At 69.4% G+C, this 14314-nt stretch carries 13 protein-coding genes; 12 read left to right on the top strand and 1 reads right to left on the bottom strand.

The genetic code is table 11. The features are described 5' to 3' along the window. Positions 1-258 precede the first annotated feature (258 nt). The 10 genes from ID574_RS47345 (at position 259) to ID574_RS47300 (ending at position 11251) form a co-directional block, all read left to right on the top strand. Complete coding sequence (locus ID574_RS47345; RefSeq protein ID WP_188195642.1) at positions 259-1764, top strand: rhamnulokinase; 1506 nt, start codon at positions 259-261, stop codon at positions 1762-1764. Beyond that, positions 1757-2542 carry a DeoR/GlpR family DNA-binding transcription regulator gene (locus ID574_RS47340; protein WP_188195641.1) on the top strand — a complete coding sequence of 262 codons (786 nt, stop codon included), beginning with the start codon at positions 1757-1759 and terminating at the stop codon, positions 2540-2542. Before ID574_RS47345 ends, ID574_RS47340 begins: the two co-directional genes overlap by 8 nt. 239 nt (positions 2543-2781) lie before the next feature. Beyond that, entirely contained in the window at positions 2782-3846 is a 1065-nt protein-coding gene (locus tag ID574_RS47335) for an ABC transporter substrate-binding protein (protein ID WP_188195640.1), read from the top strand. A gap of 47 nt (positions 3847-3893) precedes the next feature. Next, complete coding sequence (locus ID574_RS47330; RefSeq protein ID WP_188195639.1) at positions 3894-5438, top strand: sugar ABC transporter ATP-binding protein; 1545 nt, start codon at positions 3894-3896, stop codon at positions 5436-5438. Beyond that, positions 5431-6390 (top strand): ABC transporter permease, encoded by a 960-nt coding sequence (locus tag ID574_RS47325; RefSeq protein WP_188195638.1) that lies wholly within the window; start codon positions 5431-5433, stop codon positions 6388-6390. Before ID574_RS47330 ends, ID574_RS47325 begins: the two co-directional genes overlap by 8 nt. Beyond that, entirely contained in the window at positions 6387-7397 is a 1011-nt protein-coding gene (locus ID574_RS47320; RefSeq protein ID WP_188195637.1) for an ABC transporter permease, read from the top strand. The genes ID574_RS47325 and ID574_RS47320 overlap by 4 nt, the downstream gene beginning before the upstream one ends. After that, positions 7394-8488, top strand: coding sequence for a Gfo/Idh/MocA family protein (locus ID574_RS47315; RefSeq protein WP_188195636.1), 1095 nt, complete (start codon positions 7394-7396; stop codon positions 8486-8488). Before ID574_RS47320 ends, ID574_RS47315 begins: the two co-directional genes overlap by 4 nt. Then, the gene (locus ID574_RS47310) at positions 8485-9498 is read left to right on the top strand and encodes an ABC transporter permease (RefSeq protein ID WP_223167805.1); all 1014 of its coding nucleotides are present in this window, start codon (positions 8485-8487) and stop codon (positions 9496-9498) included. Before ID574_RS47315 ends, ID574_RS47310 begins: the two co-directional genes overlap by 4 nt. Further along, positions 9495-10244: an ATP-binding cassette domain-containing protein gene (locus ID574_RS47305; RefSeq protein WP_188195635.1), complete on the top strand. Its 750-nt coding sequence runs from the start codon at positions 9495-9497 to the stop codon at positions 10242-10244. The genes ID574_RS47310 and ID574_RS47305 overlap by 4 nt, the downstream gene beginning before the upstream one ends. 50 nt (positions 10245-10294) lie before the next feature. Beyond that, positions 10295-11251 (top strand): sugar ABC transporter substrate-binding protein, encoded by a 957-nt coding sequence (locus ID574_RS47300; protein ID WP_188195634.1) that lies wholly within the window; start codon positions 10295-10297, stop codon positions 11249-11251. A gap of 37 nt (positions 11252-11288) precedes the next feature. Here the strand turns inward: ID574_RS47300 and ID574_RS47295 are convergent, their stop codons facing one another. Then, positions 11289-12512 (bottom strand): oxygenase MpaB family protein, encoded by a 1224-nt coding sequence (locus ID574_RS47295; RefSeq protein WP_188195633.1) that lies wholly within the window; start codon positions 12510-12512, stop codon positions 11289-11291. A 395-nt stretch (positions 12513-12907) separates the two neighbouring features. Between ID574_RS47295 and ID574_RS47290 the strand changes: the two genes are divergently transcribed. Beyond that, positions 12908-13702, top strand: coding sequence for a helix-turn-helix domain-containing protein (locus ID574_RS47290; protein ID WP_188195632.1), 795 nt, complete (start codon positions 12908-12910; stop codon positions 13700-13702). A gap of 64 nt (positions 13703-13766) precedes the next feature. Then, positions 13767-14252: a VOC family protein gene (locus tag ID574_RS47285; RefSeq protein ID WP_188195631.1), complete on the top strand. Its 486-nt coding sequence runs from the start codon at positions 13767-13769 to the stop codon at positions 14250-14252. Positions 14253-14314: the final 62 nt, after the last annotated feature.

Genomic DNA, 14314 nt, shown 5'->3' with positions numbered 1-14314 from the left:
GTGTCCCTCCGGACGCTGACCCGCCGGCCCGGTGGGGCCGGGGGTGGAGGGTGCCCGCGTCGCCTGGGCACGGGGCGTGGGGTGGTGCGGCGCGGGGTGGGGCCGGTCTGGCCATCTGGCCGGTGGCGCGGTCGAGAAGGATGGTCTTGTCCTGGTGGGTCAGGCCGCGGGCGGCGATCCGGACCCGTGGTCGCAGCCGCCTTCGAACCGTGACCTTGCGGCACCTTCCGGGCGCCGTGTGCGGGATAGGCTCGGCCTGTGCCCACCTACGTTGCCGTGGATCTCGGGGCGGAGAGCGGACGGGTGCTCGCGGGTGAGTTCGACGGCGAGCGTCTCGTGGTGAGCGAAGCCCACCGCTTTCCCAACGTGCCGGTGCGCGTTCTCGGCGGCCTCCACTGGGACGTTTTGCGCCTGCTGGCGGAGGCGCGTGCCGGGATCGGGCGCGTCGCCGCCGAGCGCCGGGTCGTCAGCGTGGGCGTGGACGCGTGGGGCAACGACTTCGGGCTGCTCGACCGCGACCAGCGGCTACTGGCCAACCCCCGGCACCATCGCGACCCCTACACCGCGGGCCTGACCGCCCTTGTCTCCTCTCAGGAGCAGTATGAGGTGACGGGGGTGCAGCCGCTGCCCATCAACACGTCGTGCCAACTGCTCGCGCACGCGGGGTCGCCGCTGCTGGACGCCGCCGATCGGCTGGTGATGTTACCGGACCTGTTCACCCTCTGGCTGAGCGGCGAGACGCTCACCGAGCGGACGATCGCGAGCACCAGCCAGCTCCTGGACGCCCGGACCGGCCGCTGGGCCGGCGACCTCATCGCCCGGCTCGGGTTGCCGTCGCGTCTGTTCGGCGGCGAGGTCGTCGAACCGGGCACGGTCGCCGGGCCGCTGCGGGACGAAGCCGGCCGCCCCGGCGAGGCCGTCGTGGTCGCGGTGGCCGGTCATGACACCGCGTCGGCGGTGGCGGCGCTCCCCGCCGTCTCCGATCCGAGCGGCTGTTCCGGCGCGGTCGCGTACGTCTCCTGCGGCACATGGTCGCTCGTCGGCGTGGAGACGGCGGCGCCCATCACCACGCCCGAGTCCCGGCTCGCCGGGTTCACCAACGAGGGCGGCGTGCTCGGCACCGTGCGGTTCCTGCGCAACCTCAACGGCCTGTGGCTGCTCCAGGAGTGCCGCCGGGCCTGGGGGACCCGCGCTTCGTATGCGGACCTGGTCGCCGAGGCCGCGGCCACGCCCGCCTTCGGCCCGCTGATCGACCCTGCTCATCTGGGTTTCCTCAAGCCGCAGGACATGCCGGCCCGGGTCGCGGCGTTCTGCCGCGCGACGGGCCAGCCGGTACCCGAGGGCCGGGCCGCGACGGTGCGTTGCATCCTGGAGAGCCTGGCGTGCTCCTATCGCCTGGTCCTGGATCAGGCCGAGGAGCTGACGGGCCGCCCGGTCGAGGCGGTCCACCTCGTCGGTGGCGGCGCCACCAGCGACACGCTCTGCCGGCTCACCGCGGACATGGGCGGGCGGCCCGTGCTCGCGGGGCCGGTCGAGGCAACCGGCATCGGCAATCTCCTCGTCCAGATCATGTCCCACGAGGGCATCGGCTCCCTCGGAGAGCTGCGCGAGGTGGTCCGCCGGTCGTTCCCGCCCCGGATGTACACGCCGGCCGGCGAGCGTGAGCCGTACGATGCGGCGTACGCCCGATTTCGGCAATTGACCGCTGTTGACAACTTCTGGAGTAAAGTAGCCTCCCAGAGGAGCCCTACCATAGATGGGTGAGCCCGGTCCCATGCTGATCGCAGAGCGGCGACGCCGCATCCTGGAGCACGTGCACGAGCACGGATACGCCTCATTCCAGGAGCTGGCCGGCGCGCTCGGCACGTCGGAGTCCACTGTCCGGCGTGACCTGCGGTCGCTGGTAGGCGAGGGCCTGCTGCACGCCACCCGGGGCGGCGTGACGCGGCCCGTCCTGTCCGCGGCCTCGCGCCCGGCTCTCCCGGACACGGCGGCGGCCGAACGAGAGGCCATCGCCGACCACGCCGCGACGCTCGTGGAGCCCGGCACCGCCGTCCTGCTCGGTCCCGGGCGGACCACCGCGGCGCTGGCCCGCCGGCTCGCCAAGCTGCCGTCCCTCACGGTCGTCACCAACTCCACCCTGGTGGTCGAGGCGCTCATGGGTGCGCCCCACATCGAGGTCGTCGCGGTGGGCGGCACGCTGCGCCGATCCATCCACGCCTTCGTGGGGCCGATCACCGAGCAGCACCTGGAGGGCCTGCGTGGCGCGCAGACCTTCCTGTCAGGCGACGGCGTCACCCCCGAGAGGGGGCTGACCACGCCCAACGTCTTCGCCGCCGCCACCGACCAGGCCTTCGCCGCGGCCGCCCGCGAGGTCGTCGTCCTCGCCGACCACTCCAAGATCGGTCATGACACGATGTGCCAGACCGTGGCCACCGAGCGCATGAGGGTCCTGGTCACGGACTCCAAGGCCGATCCCGTCATGGTCGACCGGCTCGTCCAGGCACAGGTCGACGTCCACATCGCGGACATGAACCGATGAGTTTTGACCTGAAATGACAGATCTCGCTGGCGTATAGCAAGCCGAACATATCCACTCTCCCGGTGTTGCCACATATGGCCAGGTCATGCACGTGAGGCTACCTCGACACGACATGACATCCGCCGCCGCATATTGACACATCTGCGCTCGCCGTGACTATGATCCCTCCAAGTTCCTGTCAAAAATAGGCAAATCCTGGCAGTGGACGGGTTCGTTCCCTCGGAAGGAGGGGTCACTTGATGCCCTGCAGAACAATGGCCACAGCCGTCGTGGGCCTGCTGGCGCTGACGCTGAGCGCGTGCACCAAGTCCGTCGGCGACGGCCCCGCGGACGCCGGCGCGTCCGCCCAGCAGCAGGTGGAGGCGACCTCTGGAGACGCGTCGCTGTGCACCCCGGAGCGGTACAACGGCGGTGTGCCCCAGCTCGACCTGAAGAACGTCACCGTGGGGTTCGCGCAGTCGGAGAAGGAGGCGAACCCGTTCCGGATCACCGAGACGCAGTCGATCAAGGACGAGGCCGCTCGGCGGGGCATCAAGCTGATCACGACGAACGCGCAGTCGGACCTCAACAAGGAGATCGCCGACATCCAGGGCATGATCGCCCAGGGCGCCAAGGTCCTGATCATCTCCCCGCTCAACTCCGAAGGGCTCGACCCCGCGCTCAAGGCGGCACAGGACGCGAAAGTCCCGATCATGACGATCGACCGGCTGCTCACCACCAAGAAGGCCTGCGTCGACTACATCGGCTGGATCGGCTCCGACTTCGTCAAGCAGGGCGCCAGAGCCGCCGATGCGATGATCACCGCGACGGGAGACAAGGGAGAGGTCGCGATCCTGCTCGGAGCCTCAGGGGTGAACGTCACCGTCGACCGGACCAAGGGGTTCAAGGATCAGCTCGCCGCCAAGGGCTCGGCGCTGAAGGTCGTGGCCGAGCAGACCGGCGACTTCACCCGTGAGAAGGGCCGCGCGGTCACCGAGCAGCTCATCTCCGCCAACCCCGGCATCAGCGCCATCTACGCGGAGAACGACGAGATGGCCCTCGGCGCCGTCGCCGCGCTCAAGGCGGCGGGCAAGAAGCCGGGAGACGTGAAGATCGTTACGATCGACGGCACCCGCGGCGCGGTCCAGGGCATCGTCGACGGCTGGATCGCCGCGGTCATCGAGTCGAACCCACGGTTCGGGCCACTGGCCTTCCAGGCGCTCGAGGACTTCTACGCCGGCAAGGGCGTACCGGCGAAGACGATCATCTCCGACAAGGAGTACACCCCTGAGAACGCCAAGGCCGAACTGGCGAACGCCTACTGAGGTCGGGGGCGGCACGGACCGCCCCCACGACGTCCGGGAGCGGGCACATGAATGAACCGGTGTGCGAGGCGCATGCCGTCTCCAAGCGGTTCGGCGGGACCCTCGCCCTCGATCACGTCTCGTTGCGGCTCGAGGCCGGCGAGGCCCACGCGCTGGTGGGGGAGAACGGGGCGGGGAAGTCCACCCTCATCAAGGTGCTCACCGGGGTGCACCGGCCGGATGGCGGCACGATCCGCCACCTCGGCCGGCCGGTGTCCTTCTCCGGGCCCGCCGACGCTCAGGACGCCGGGATCAGCACCATCTACCAGGAGGTCGAGCTCGCCCCGCTGCTGAGTGTGGCCGACAACCTCTTCCTCGGCAGGGAGCCGATCACCCGCTTGGGGCTGCTCGACCGGTCGCGGCTGCGGAGGGAAGCCACCGAGGTCCTCGCCCGGTACGGCGTGGCCGTGGACGTCCGCCGGCCGCTCGGCGAGCTCGGTCTCGGCATCCGGCAGATGGTGGCGATCGCCCGCGCGGTCAGTGCCCGCGCCCGATTGGTGATCATGGATGAGCCGACCTCCTCACTCGCCCCGCGCGAGGTGGACCGGCTCGCGGATGTCATCGAGGTGCTGCGCGAGCAGGGCATCGCGATCCTCTACGTCACTCACAAGCTGGATGAGGTCTTCCGCGTGTGCCAGCGGGTGAGTGTCCTGCGCGACGGCCGTCTGGTCCACACCGGTCCCGTCCGGGAGACCTCGCGCATCGGCCTGGTCGCCGCGATGCTCGGCCGGCCGGTCGCCGAGGTGCGCCGCCACGGCGTGACGAGCTTCGGCGAGGCCCACGAGGTGGGCCGCGCCGCGCCGGTTCTGCGGGCCGATTCCCTCGTGCGCGCGCACGCCCTGAACGGCGTCTCCGTCGAGGTACGCCCAGGCGAGGTGGTGGGACTCGCGGGCCTGCTCGGCTCCGGCCGGTCGGAGACGGCGAGGGCGGTGTTCGGCGCCGACCCCCTCGACGCCGGGTCGGTGGAGGTGGCCGGGCGCGCCCGCCGGCGCTGGAACCCCGCCATCGCGATCCGCTCGGGTGTCTGCATGGTTCCGGAGGACCGCAAGGCCGAGGGAGTCGTGCCAGGGCTGTCGGTCCGCGACAACATCACGCTCGCGGCGCTGCCCCGCCTCACCCGTGGCGGGCTGGTGTCCCGCCGGGCACGAGACCGCATCGTCGGCACATTCATCCGCCGCCTCGGGATCAAGGTGTCGTCGCCCGACCAGAAGGTGGGCGAGCTGTCCGGAGGCAACCAGCAGAAGGTGCTGCTCGCCCGCATGCTCTGTCTCCGTCCCGCGGTGCTGATCCTCGACGAGCCGACACGGGGCATCGACATCGGCGCCAAGGCGGAGATTCAGGCGCTCATCGACGAGCTCGCTCGAGAAGGCCTCGGCGTGCTGCTGGTGGCGGAGCTGGAGGAGATCGTGGAGGGCGCCGACACCGTCGTGGTTCTGCGGGACGGGACGGCGGCCGGCGTCCTGCGCGGTGCGGAGATCGGCGAGCAGCGGATCATGGAGCTGATCGCCGCGGACGTCTCGGACGGATCTGCCGGTGGGCGGTTCGATGACTGAGCCGACCGTGGCAGGCCGCATGGGTACGGCGGGGCGGGTGACCTGGCTGCCCGATTACGGGGTCTACCTCGCCCTCGGCGTCCTGCTGGCGTTCAACCTGGTGTTCACACCGAACTTCGCCACAGTCGCGAACCTACGGCTCCAGCTCGTCCAGGTAGCCCCGGTGGCCATCGTCGCCCTCGGCATGGCACTGGTGATCGGCACCGAAGGCATCGACCTGTCGGTCGGCTCCACGATGGCCATCGCGGCGGCGTTGCTGCCGCTCTACCTCGGCTACGGGCCCTGGCCCGCCATCGCCGTCGCAGTGCTCGCCGGTGCGGCGGTGGGACTCGTGAACGGCGGGCTGGTCGCCTACGGCATCCAGCCGATCGTCGCCACCCTCGGGCTGCTCGTCGCCGGTCGGGGGATGGCGCTCGTGCTCGCGGACGGCCGGCTCGTCGAGATCTTCGACCCCACACTGGCCGCCATCGGCGGCGGGCAGTTGCTGGGGGTCCCGCTGCCCGTGCTCATGGCCCTGACGGTCGCCGCCGCCGCCGGGTTCGTCCTGCGCCGCGCCGCGTTCGGCCGCAGGCTGCTGGCCGTGGGAGGCAACCGGCCCGCGGCGCTCCTGGCCGGCCTGCCCGTACGGCGGACGCTGGTCACCGTCTACGTGATCAGCGGGGTGCTCGCCGCGATGGCCGGAGTGCTCACGACCGGGCGGCAGAGCGCGAGCGACCCCTCGTTCACCGGGCTGCTGATCGAGCTGAGCGCCATCACCGCTGTGGTCGTGGGAGGCACGCCCCTTGCCGGAGGCCGCGTCCGGATCCTCGGCACGCTGATGGGGGCGCTGCTGATGCAGCTCATCATCGCCACGGTCATCCAGCACGACCTGCACGACTCGACCGCCCGGATGATCCAGGCGGCGATCATCGTGGCCGCCGTCTACGCGCAGCGGAACAGGAGCGGGACGTGACGACCGGACAGGCGGAACGTGCCGCCCTCTTCTCTCCGGCCGCCGGCACCGGGCGGACGCGGTTGGCGGCACTCGCCCGGCGGCACGGGGCCGCCCTGGTGCTCGTCCTCGTCGTCCTCCTCGGGTCGCTGACCTTCGGTTCGAGCTTCACCGGGCCCGGGAATCTCCGCGCCATCGCGCTGGACGCCTCCTACCTGCTGCTGGTCGCGACAGGCATGACGTTCGTGATCCTCTCGGGCGGGATCGACCTGTCCGTCGGGTCCGTCCTCGCGCTGTCCGGTGTCCTGGCGGCGTACGGCTCCCGCTGGGGGACGGCGGGCGCGGTCCTGCTGCCCCTGGCGGTCTGCGGGCTGATCGGTCTGGTGAACGGGCTGCTGATCGGATGGGCCCGGCTGGCGCCGTTCGTCGTCACCCTGGCGACCCTGCTGTTCGCCCGAGGGCTGGCCTTCGCGGTTTCCCAGGAGGGTAACCAGGTCTACATCATCCCGGCCGATCTGGCCCTCACCCGGATCGGACAGGCCAGTGTTCTCGGCGTCGGCGTCCCGGTGCTGATCGCCCTCGCGGTCTTCGCCGCGGCCGGTGTGGTGCTCAACCGCACCCGGTTCGGTCTGCGGGTCTTCGCCGCCGGGAACGGGGACGGGCACGCCGCCGAGCTCATGGGGCTCCCGGTGGCTCGCATCCGGGTCCGCGTCTACGTGCTGAGCTCCCTGCTGGCCGGCCTCGCGGGAGTCCTCATCGCCGCGCAGACCGCCTCGGGGCTCCCCACCCTCGGCGAAGGCAGGGAACTGGAGGCCATCGCGGCCGTCGTGATCGGCGGCACGCTGCTCACCGGCGGCGCCGGATCGCTCGGAGGGACCCTCGCGGGCGTGCTGCTGCTCAAGGTGATCCAGAACCTGATCAACCAGGTGGGCACGCTCAGCTCCGCCTACCAGCAGGTGGTCAGCGGCACCTTCCTCGTCCTGGTCGTACTCGTCCAGGCCGCCCTGGCAAGGAGGAGACGACAGTGAACGACGATCGGACCAGGGTCGCGGTGGTCGGCACCGGCGACTGGTGGGGCTTCCACCACGCCCGCGTGTTCTCCTGCCGCGAGGACGCCGAGTTGTGCGCCGTCGTGGGCAGGACCGAGAAGCGAACCGTCGAGCGCGCCCGACGGTTCGGCGTGCGCCCCTATCTCGACGTGGAGGAGATGATCACCCGGGAGCGGCCGGACCTGATCTCCGTGTGCCTGCCGAACGAAGACCATTTCGCCATCACCCGGCAGCTGGTCGAGGCGGGGATCCCGCTGCTGGTCGAGAAGCCGCTCGTCTTCTCGCTCGAGGAGGCGGACGTCCTGATCGCCGAGGCCGAGGCCCGCCGGCTCTTCTTCGCCATCAACTTCAACCACCGCTACGCCCGTCCCGTGCGGCTGGCGGCGGCGGCCATCGAGCGCGGCGAGCTGGGCCGGCTGGCCTTCGCGACCTGGCGATTCGGCGGAGAGGCCGGCACCAGCCGGCACCCCCACGCCAATCTCATCGAGACCCAGTGCCACGGCTTCGACATGGTCGAGCATCTGTGCGGCCCGATCGCGTCCGTGACGGCGCAGATGACCGGCGGGCCGCCGTACACGACGATGGCGATCGCCGTGCGGTTCGCGAGCGGGGCGGTGGGGACGCTCCTCGGCACGTACGACTCCTCGTACGCCTACCCGGGAACCCACCTGCTGGAGATCAACGGCACCGGCGGCCGGATCCTCGTCGAGGACACCGTCCGCCGCTACACCTACACACCTGCCGGCGACGAGACGAGCCGGGTGTGGCAGGCGGGCTACTTCAACGACGACGACCGGGGCTTCCACGCCACCTTCGACCGGCACGTCGACGAGGTGCTCGCCGCCCTGCGCGCCGGCGATCCGCCACCGGTCCACGCCCGCGCCGGTCGCCGCGCGCTCGCGCTCGCGCACGCCGTGATCCGCTCGTACGAGTCGGGGAAGCGGGTGGACACCGCCCCCAGCGAATCCCTGTCCGCCGGCAGCCTGGACGCGTCCCCGGACACCGCCTCCGGCCGGGTGCGGACGATGTCGCCGGCCACTCACGACGACCCGTCCGGAGCGGTGACGTGATCGCCGAGTCCGGAGCCCTGCGCCGCCTGGGCAGCGATCCGCTGCGGCTCGCGCTGCTGGCCATCCGGCTCGGCCCGGTGCTGATCCTGCTGCTCCTCGTCGTGATCATGAGCATGTTGTCACCCGCGTTCCTCACCATGCTCAACCTGGGCAACGTGCTGGCGCAGAGCGCGGTGATCGCGGTGCTCGCCATCGGGCAGCTCCTGGTGATCCTCACCCGGGGGATCGACCTGTCCGTGGGATCGACGCTGGCGCTCGCCTCCGTGACCGGGGCCCTGGTCTACTCCGCCGCACCGTCCGGGCCGGTCGTCGTCCTCGCCATGCTGGCCACCGGCATGGCGGTCGGCGCGATCAACGGCATGGGCTACGTCCTGGGGCGGCTGCCCCACCCCTTCATCATCACGCTCGCCACCCTGAGCGCGGCGCGGGGCCTCGCCTTGTGGCTGTCGGGCGGGCAACCGCAGCAGGGCATGCCCGAGATCGTCCAGGCGATGGGCGGCGGCTCGGCAGGCTGGCTGCCGTATTCGGCGTTCCTGGTCGCCGCAGTGGCGCTGGCCGTCGTCCTGCTCACCACGCGGATGGTGTGGGGGCGCTGGATCTACGCCGTCGGCGGGAACCCGGAGGGAGCCCGCCGGGCGGCGATCCCCGTCGACCGGGTGGTGATCTCGGTGTACGTCCTGAGCGGCCTGGCCGCCGGGATCGCCGCGATCGTCACCTCCGGCCGGCTCAACGCCGGCTCCCCGACCTTCGGCGACCTGGCCGAGCTCGACTCGATCGCCGCCGTGGTCATAGGGGGCGCGAGCTTCCTCGGCGGCCGGGGCGGCGTAGGCAACGCTCTCGTGGGAGCACTCATGATCGGAATCATCCGGAACGGCATGAACCTGCTCGACGTCGACGCTTTTCTGCAGCCGATCGTCATCGGCGTCGTCATCGTCATGGCCGTCGAGTCCGACGTCGTCCGAGGGCGGCTGGAAAGCCGCTTCCGCATCGCGCGGGCGGCGCGGGCATGACGCCCGTCCTGGCCGTTCGCGGCGCCACCAAGCGCTTCGGCGCCGTTCTCGCCCTCGACGGCGTGGACCTGGAGGTGTTCCCCGGCGAGGTGCTAGCGCTCCTCGGCGACAACGGGGCGGGCAAGTCCACGCTGATCGAGTGCATCAGCGGCGTGCACCGGCTGGACGCAGGATCCATCGAGATGGGCGGGATCGCGGTGACGACGGGCTCGCCCGCCGCCGCCCGGGCCCTCGGGATCGAGACCGTTTACCAGGACCTCGCGTTGTTCGACAATCTGGATCCCGCCGCGAACTTCTACGCCGGGCGGGAGATCGCCGGGCCGCGCTGGCTTCCTCGCGGCCTGCGGCTGCTGCGCCGCCGGGACATGTCCCGGGCGACGGGCGAGTTGCTGACACGCCTCCAGGTCGGGATCGCCGACCCCCACGCCACGGTCGGTCTGATGTCCGGAGGCCAGCGGCAGGCCATCGCCGTGGCCAGGGCCGCGGCGTTCGCGTCGAAGGTCGTGATCCTCGACGAGCCGACGGCGGCGCTCGGGCTGCGCGAGTCGCGGCGAGTGCTCGACCTCATCCTGCGCCTACGCGAGGAGGGCCACGCCGTCATCGTCATCTCCCATGCCATGGACCACGTGATCGAGATCGCCGACCGAGCCGCGGTGCTGCGGCGCGGTCGCAAGGTCGGCGAGATGAGCCCTACGCCGGACAATCGGCAGGCGCTCGTCTCGCTCATCGTCGGAGGCGACTCGTGACCTGCCTCCGGCGTTCCGCGCCACCGCCCCTCCCGAAAGTGATGAGAACGATGGCACCACACTTCCGGTCAGTCTCGCTGGCCCTCGCACTGGCGCTCTGTCTCGGCGCCTGCTCCACCGGCTCCGGTACGTCCACGACTGGGGCGTCTCCCGGCGCCGCTGAACCGATCAAAGTTGGATTCATCACGAAGTTCCCGGTCGACTTCTACGACACCATGGTCGACGCGGTGAAGACCTGGAACCGCGATCATCCAGACGTCGAGGTCCTCTTCGGCCAGGGCAAGAGCGGCACGGACGACGAAGGCGAGACGGCCCAGATCGAGTCGATGCTCGCCAAGGGGGTCAAGGCCATCGCGATCACGCCGACCAGCCCGAACCTCCAGAACGTTCTGCAGAAGGCCGTGGACGCCGGAGTCAAGGTCGTCCTGGTGGACAACGACATCCCCGGCTGGGCAGGCAAGTCGTCGGTGGTGGCGACCGACAATCTCGCGGGCGGCAAGCTGGCGGGCGCCTGGCTCGCCGAGCGCGTCAAGCCCGGCTCGACGATCGCCGTGCTGCAGGGGCGGCTTGGCAACCCCTCGCTCGACGACCGCGTCACCGGCATGCTGTCCACGCTCGGTGACGGCGTCACCGTGGTCTCCAAACCCGCCACCGACTGCGACCAGACGAAGGGGCTCAACGCCGCCCAGGACATCCTGGCCGCTCATCCCGGCATCGCCGCCATCTATGGGGCCTGCGGGCCGCCGATCCTCGGCGCCCTCCAGGCCGTCAAGTCGGCCGGCAAGAAGCCGGGCGAGCTCGTGCTGGTGGGCTTCGACGCCTCACCGGGCGAGCTGAAGGCCATCGCCGCAGGTGAGATCGCGGCGTCCGTCGCCCAGTTCCCCGCCAAGATGGGCTCGATCGGCATCGAGACCGCGGTCGCCGCGGCCCGGGGCCAGCGTGTCCCGGCGATCATCGACACCGGCACCGAGATGGTGACGAAGGAGAACGTGGCCGGCTTCCAGTGACGAGCCCGTCGATGCGAGCGGCACCCCTGGACCGTGATCAGCTGGGCCGGTTGCCCGTCGGAATCACGATCTTGGTTTGTGCCCCCCTGGTGAGGTAGTACGTGGTCCACTTCTTGACCATCTCGTCGAGGAGCCAGGCGGCGGCGGGCACCAGCGGCAGCCCGATCAGACCCTCCCGGAACTGCACCAGTAGCGGCCAAGCGGTCTTGACCACCGGGTCCCACAGCGGCTCGCGTCGGATGCCGTTCCAGTCGGCCACCTGGTTGCCGGTGAGGTACCTGGCGAACGCGTTGACGAGAGGCTTGTCGATACCGCCGGGGCTGGTCAGCTCCGCGAGCATGTCCCGCAGGATGGCGTTGAGTTCCACTCCCTCCGGGGTCGGCCCCATGTTCCTGGGCAGGACCAGGTCCGACTGGGCGTAGGAGGAGTCCCAGGTGGCGGGGAGGAACTCGTCCCTGATGCCGAGCATGTGCCCCAGCATCTGCACCGAGTGCAGGTACCCCGCGGCCTCGGTGGAGGAGATACGCACCTTCCACTCCCGCATCCCGCGCATGGAGTAGGTCGCCAGGGTGTGCCACGTGACGAGCATGTCCTCCTGGCTGATCGGGATAGGGCCGGACCAGTGGGGAGACGACTTCAGCAGGTGCCGCACCGCCGCGTGCACCAGCCGGGTCTTCACAGCCTCGACCACGGCCGTGCCGCCGGCACCCCAGGCGTTCCGTGGCCTGACCGCGTACGCCAGGATGTTCGTCTTGGCGATCCGGTCTTTCAGATCCGCACCGCCCGCGGAGTAATAGACAGCGCGTGCCTCCTTGGGGATGGCGGTGGCCAGCATCCCGGCGCCGACGATGGTGAGGACGACGATGTAGTTCCCCTTGAGCGCGTGAAACCGCGCCCCGGCATCCAGCATGGTGGAGTCGGCCCACGACGGAAGCTGACGCGCCTGCTCGATGAAGGCCCGCAGATCCTCCGGCAGTCCCGCGGGCAGGGGCTGGTCGTTGCGGTTCCAGTCGTTCAGCAGCCGGTTGACCTCGGGTATGACGCCGCGGTCGAACAGTGAGGCGAGGAGCGGATCGGCCACGTCGTCCCACACCCATCGGGGGTCGGCGCCGCTGCCGGAACCCGCGATCGAACCACTGGCCGGCCAAGTCCAGTCGCCGGACAGGGAGTCCGCCTGGGCCGGGGAGACCACCCCTAACGCCCCGAGCGCTCCCAAGGCGGTGCCCGAGATCAGTACCTCGCGCCTGCTCAACTCTGCCATGCTCTGCACTCCTTCGAGGTGGGGTCCCGCTCAGGGCATGCGAGAAATGGATGATACTGAGAAACAAATCATGAATCTGTGTATCATCATTAGAGCACAGTGTGACGAGCATCACAAGAGCGCGTTTGTGGCAGAAGCCCTACAGGAGGTGATCGTGGAATCCGCGCTGTCCGGATTCATGGCGCCGTCGGACTCGGACTCGTTGCCGGAGCGCGCCTATTATGCCGTCGGGTCGACATTGAGCAGCAGGTTGCCGCCCGTCGACACGGCCTCGACCAGTGTGTGGACTCCGAACGCGCGGCCAGCAGTATCTACGTCGGGGCCCTGGCCCTCGGACACGTCCGGGGAAGAGCGTCATTGCACGGCGGAGGGGTGGGTGTCGGTTGCCAACGAGATTGGCCAAGAGCGACAGAGCATTCAGCTACTACCCGCCGCACGAGGCATTGTCCCCGTACGTTGCGTACTACTCCCTCCAGCATGTCTTTTCTGCGCGGATTGCCCCGCTGTTCACTCCGGACCTGGGCGGCTCCGTCGTCATGAGTCGTCACGTCGGAGGTGTGAAGGCTCGGCTGTGGGGGCCCTTCGACGAATTGACGACGGTAGAGGACCCCACCTTTGTCGTCCAGGCGCGGTGCTTTGTCGAGTTCCAGCCGGGCGGGTTGTCGCGCCTGATCTACCCCAATAGTCGGGAGTTGCTCAATCAGAAGATCGACCTGGGTGTCCTGGATGGGGATTTGGAGCTGCGCTTGGCCGGCGTGATAGAGGATTTCGAGGGTTCCCGTGAAGCGCTGGTTTCGGCCTTGGACAATTGTCTTCTGGATCGATTGGAGCGGCACGGGGATCGCTTGGTCCGGGGCCGGGGCTTGCTCGCTGCCCTGCAGAACGTGCCCATCGCGGGAACCGTGGAGGACCTGGCTCGAGATGTGCGCTACTCCTCCCGGCATGTCAACAGATATCTCCATGCGCTGACGGGGGTCTCAGGCAAGGGGTACCTGCGTCTCAGGCGTCTCAACAGGGCCGCCGAGCTACTCAAGGGTTCCGATCGCACCGTCGAGTGGATCGCGCTGGCACTCGGGTACTACGACACCGCTCACTTCGTCCATGACTTCGTGAGCTACGCCGGGCTCTCTCCTGCGAGGTACCGGAAGAACCTGTCCGATTTTTACAACGAGTCCTTGAAGAGGTTCTGAGAGCCTGGCACCGGGCTTCCCCGGCCGGTGGAAGTCCCCCGCGGTTATGAAAGGGCGAACAGAGATGAAGTTCCACAGTCCAATGATCGTTGTGGCGGATATAGACCGGAGCAAGCGCTTCTACGTGGACGTACTACACGAGGCCATTCAGCAGGATCTGGGCGCCTATGTTGTTCTCGGGGGTGGCTTCTCTCTGATGGCCCAAGAGCAGTGGCGGGCACTGACGGGTGATGATCCCGCACTGGGCGAGGAAGTCGGGCATCGCTTCGAACTGTACTTCGAAGAGGATGATCTGGAGGGTTTCGTCGGGGAGTTGTCAAGGATTCCGGGAATCAGGTCGTTCACGGAATTGAAGGAGACCCCATGGGGGCAACGGGCGCTGCGATTCTTCGATCCGGACGGGCATGTCATTGAAGTGGCGGAGTCCATGGAGGCCGTCGTGAGGCGGATGTTGGCGACGGGCGAGACCGCAGAAGAGGTTTCTCGGAAATCCATGATGCCGCTGTCCTTCGTTCAGGAACGCGCGACCGAGGCCGAGGCCGGTCGTTGATCGACCGGAGCCCGCTGATGGATGCGTCGATGGGATGATGGCGATGAGATTGGTGCGGCGGG

Origin of the sequence: Nonomuraea sp. SYSU D8015, assembly GCF_008065375.1 — a bacterium.
Taxonomy (GTDB): Bacteria; Actinomycetota; Actinomycetes; order Streptosporangiales; family Streptosporangiaceae; genus Nonomuraea.
Note: the sequence above shows the minus strand (reverse complement) of the source record. Positions and strands in the feature narration are given on the sequence as shown.

Coding starts and splice junctions, on each gene's coding strand:
- ID574_RS47340 (WP_188195641.1), top strand. CDS start 1,757: ATGGGTGAGCCCGGTCCCATGCTGATCGCAGAGCGGCGACGCCGCATC.
- ID574_RS47335 (WP_188195640.1), top strand. CDS start 2,782: ATGCCCTGCAGAACAATGGCCACAGCCGTCGTGGGCCTGCTGGCGCTG.
- ID574_RS47330 (WP_188195639.1), top strand. CDS start 3,894: ATGAATGAACCGGTGTGCGAGGCGCATGCCGTCTCCAAGCGGTTCGGC.
- ID574_RS47325 (WP_188195638.1), top strand. CDS start 5,431: ATGACTGAGCCGACCGTGGCAGGCCGCATGGGTACGGCGGGGCGGGTG.
- ID574_RS47305 (WP_188195635.1), top strand. CDS start 9,495: ATGACGCCCGTCCTGGCCGTTCGCGGCGCCACCAAGCGCTTCGGCGCC.
- ID574_RS47300 (WP_188195634.1), top strand. CDS start 10,295: ATGGCACCACACTTCCGGTCAGTCTCGCTGGCCCTCGCACTGGCGCTC.
- ID574_RS47295 (WP_188195633.1), bottom strand. CDS start 12,512: ATGGCAGAGTTGAGCAGGCGCGAGGTACTGATCTCGGGCACCGCCTTG.
- ID574_RS47285 (WP_188195631.1), top strand. CDS start 13,767: ATGAAGTTCCACAGTCCAATGATCGTTGTGGCGGATATAGACCGGAGC.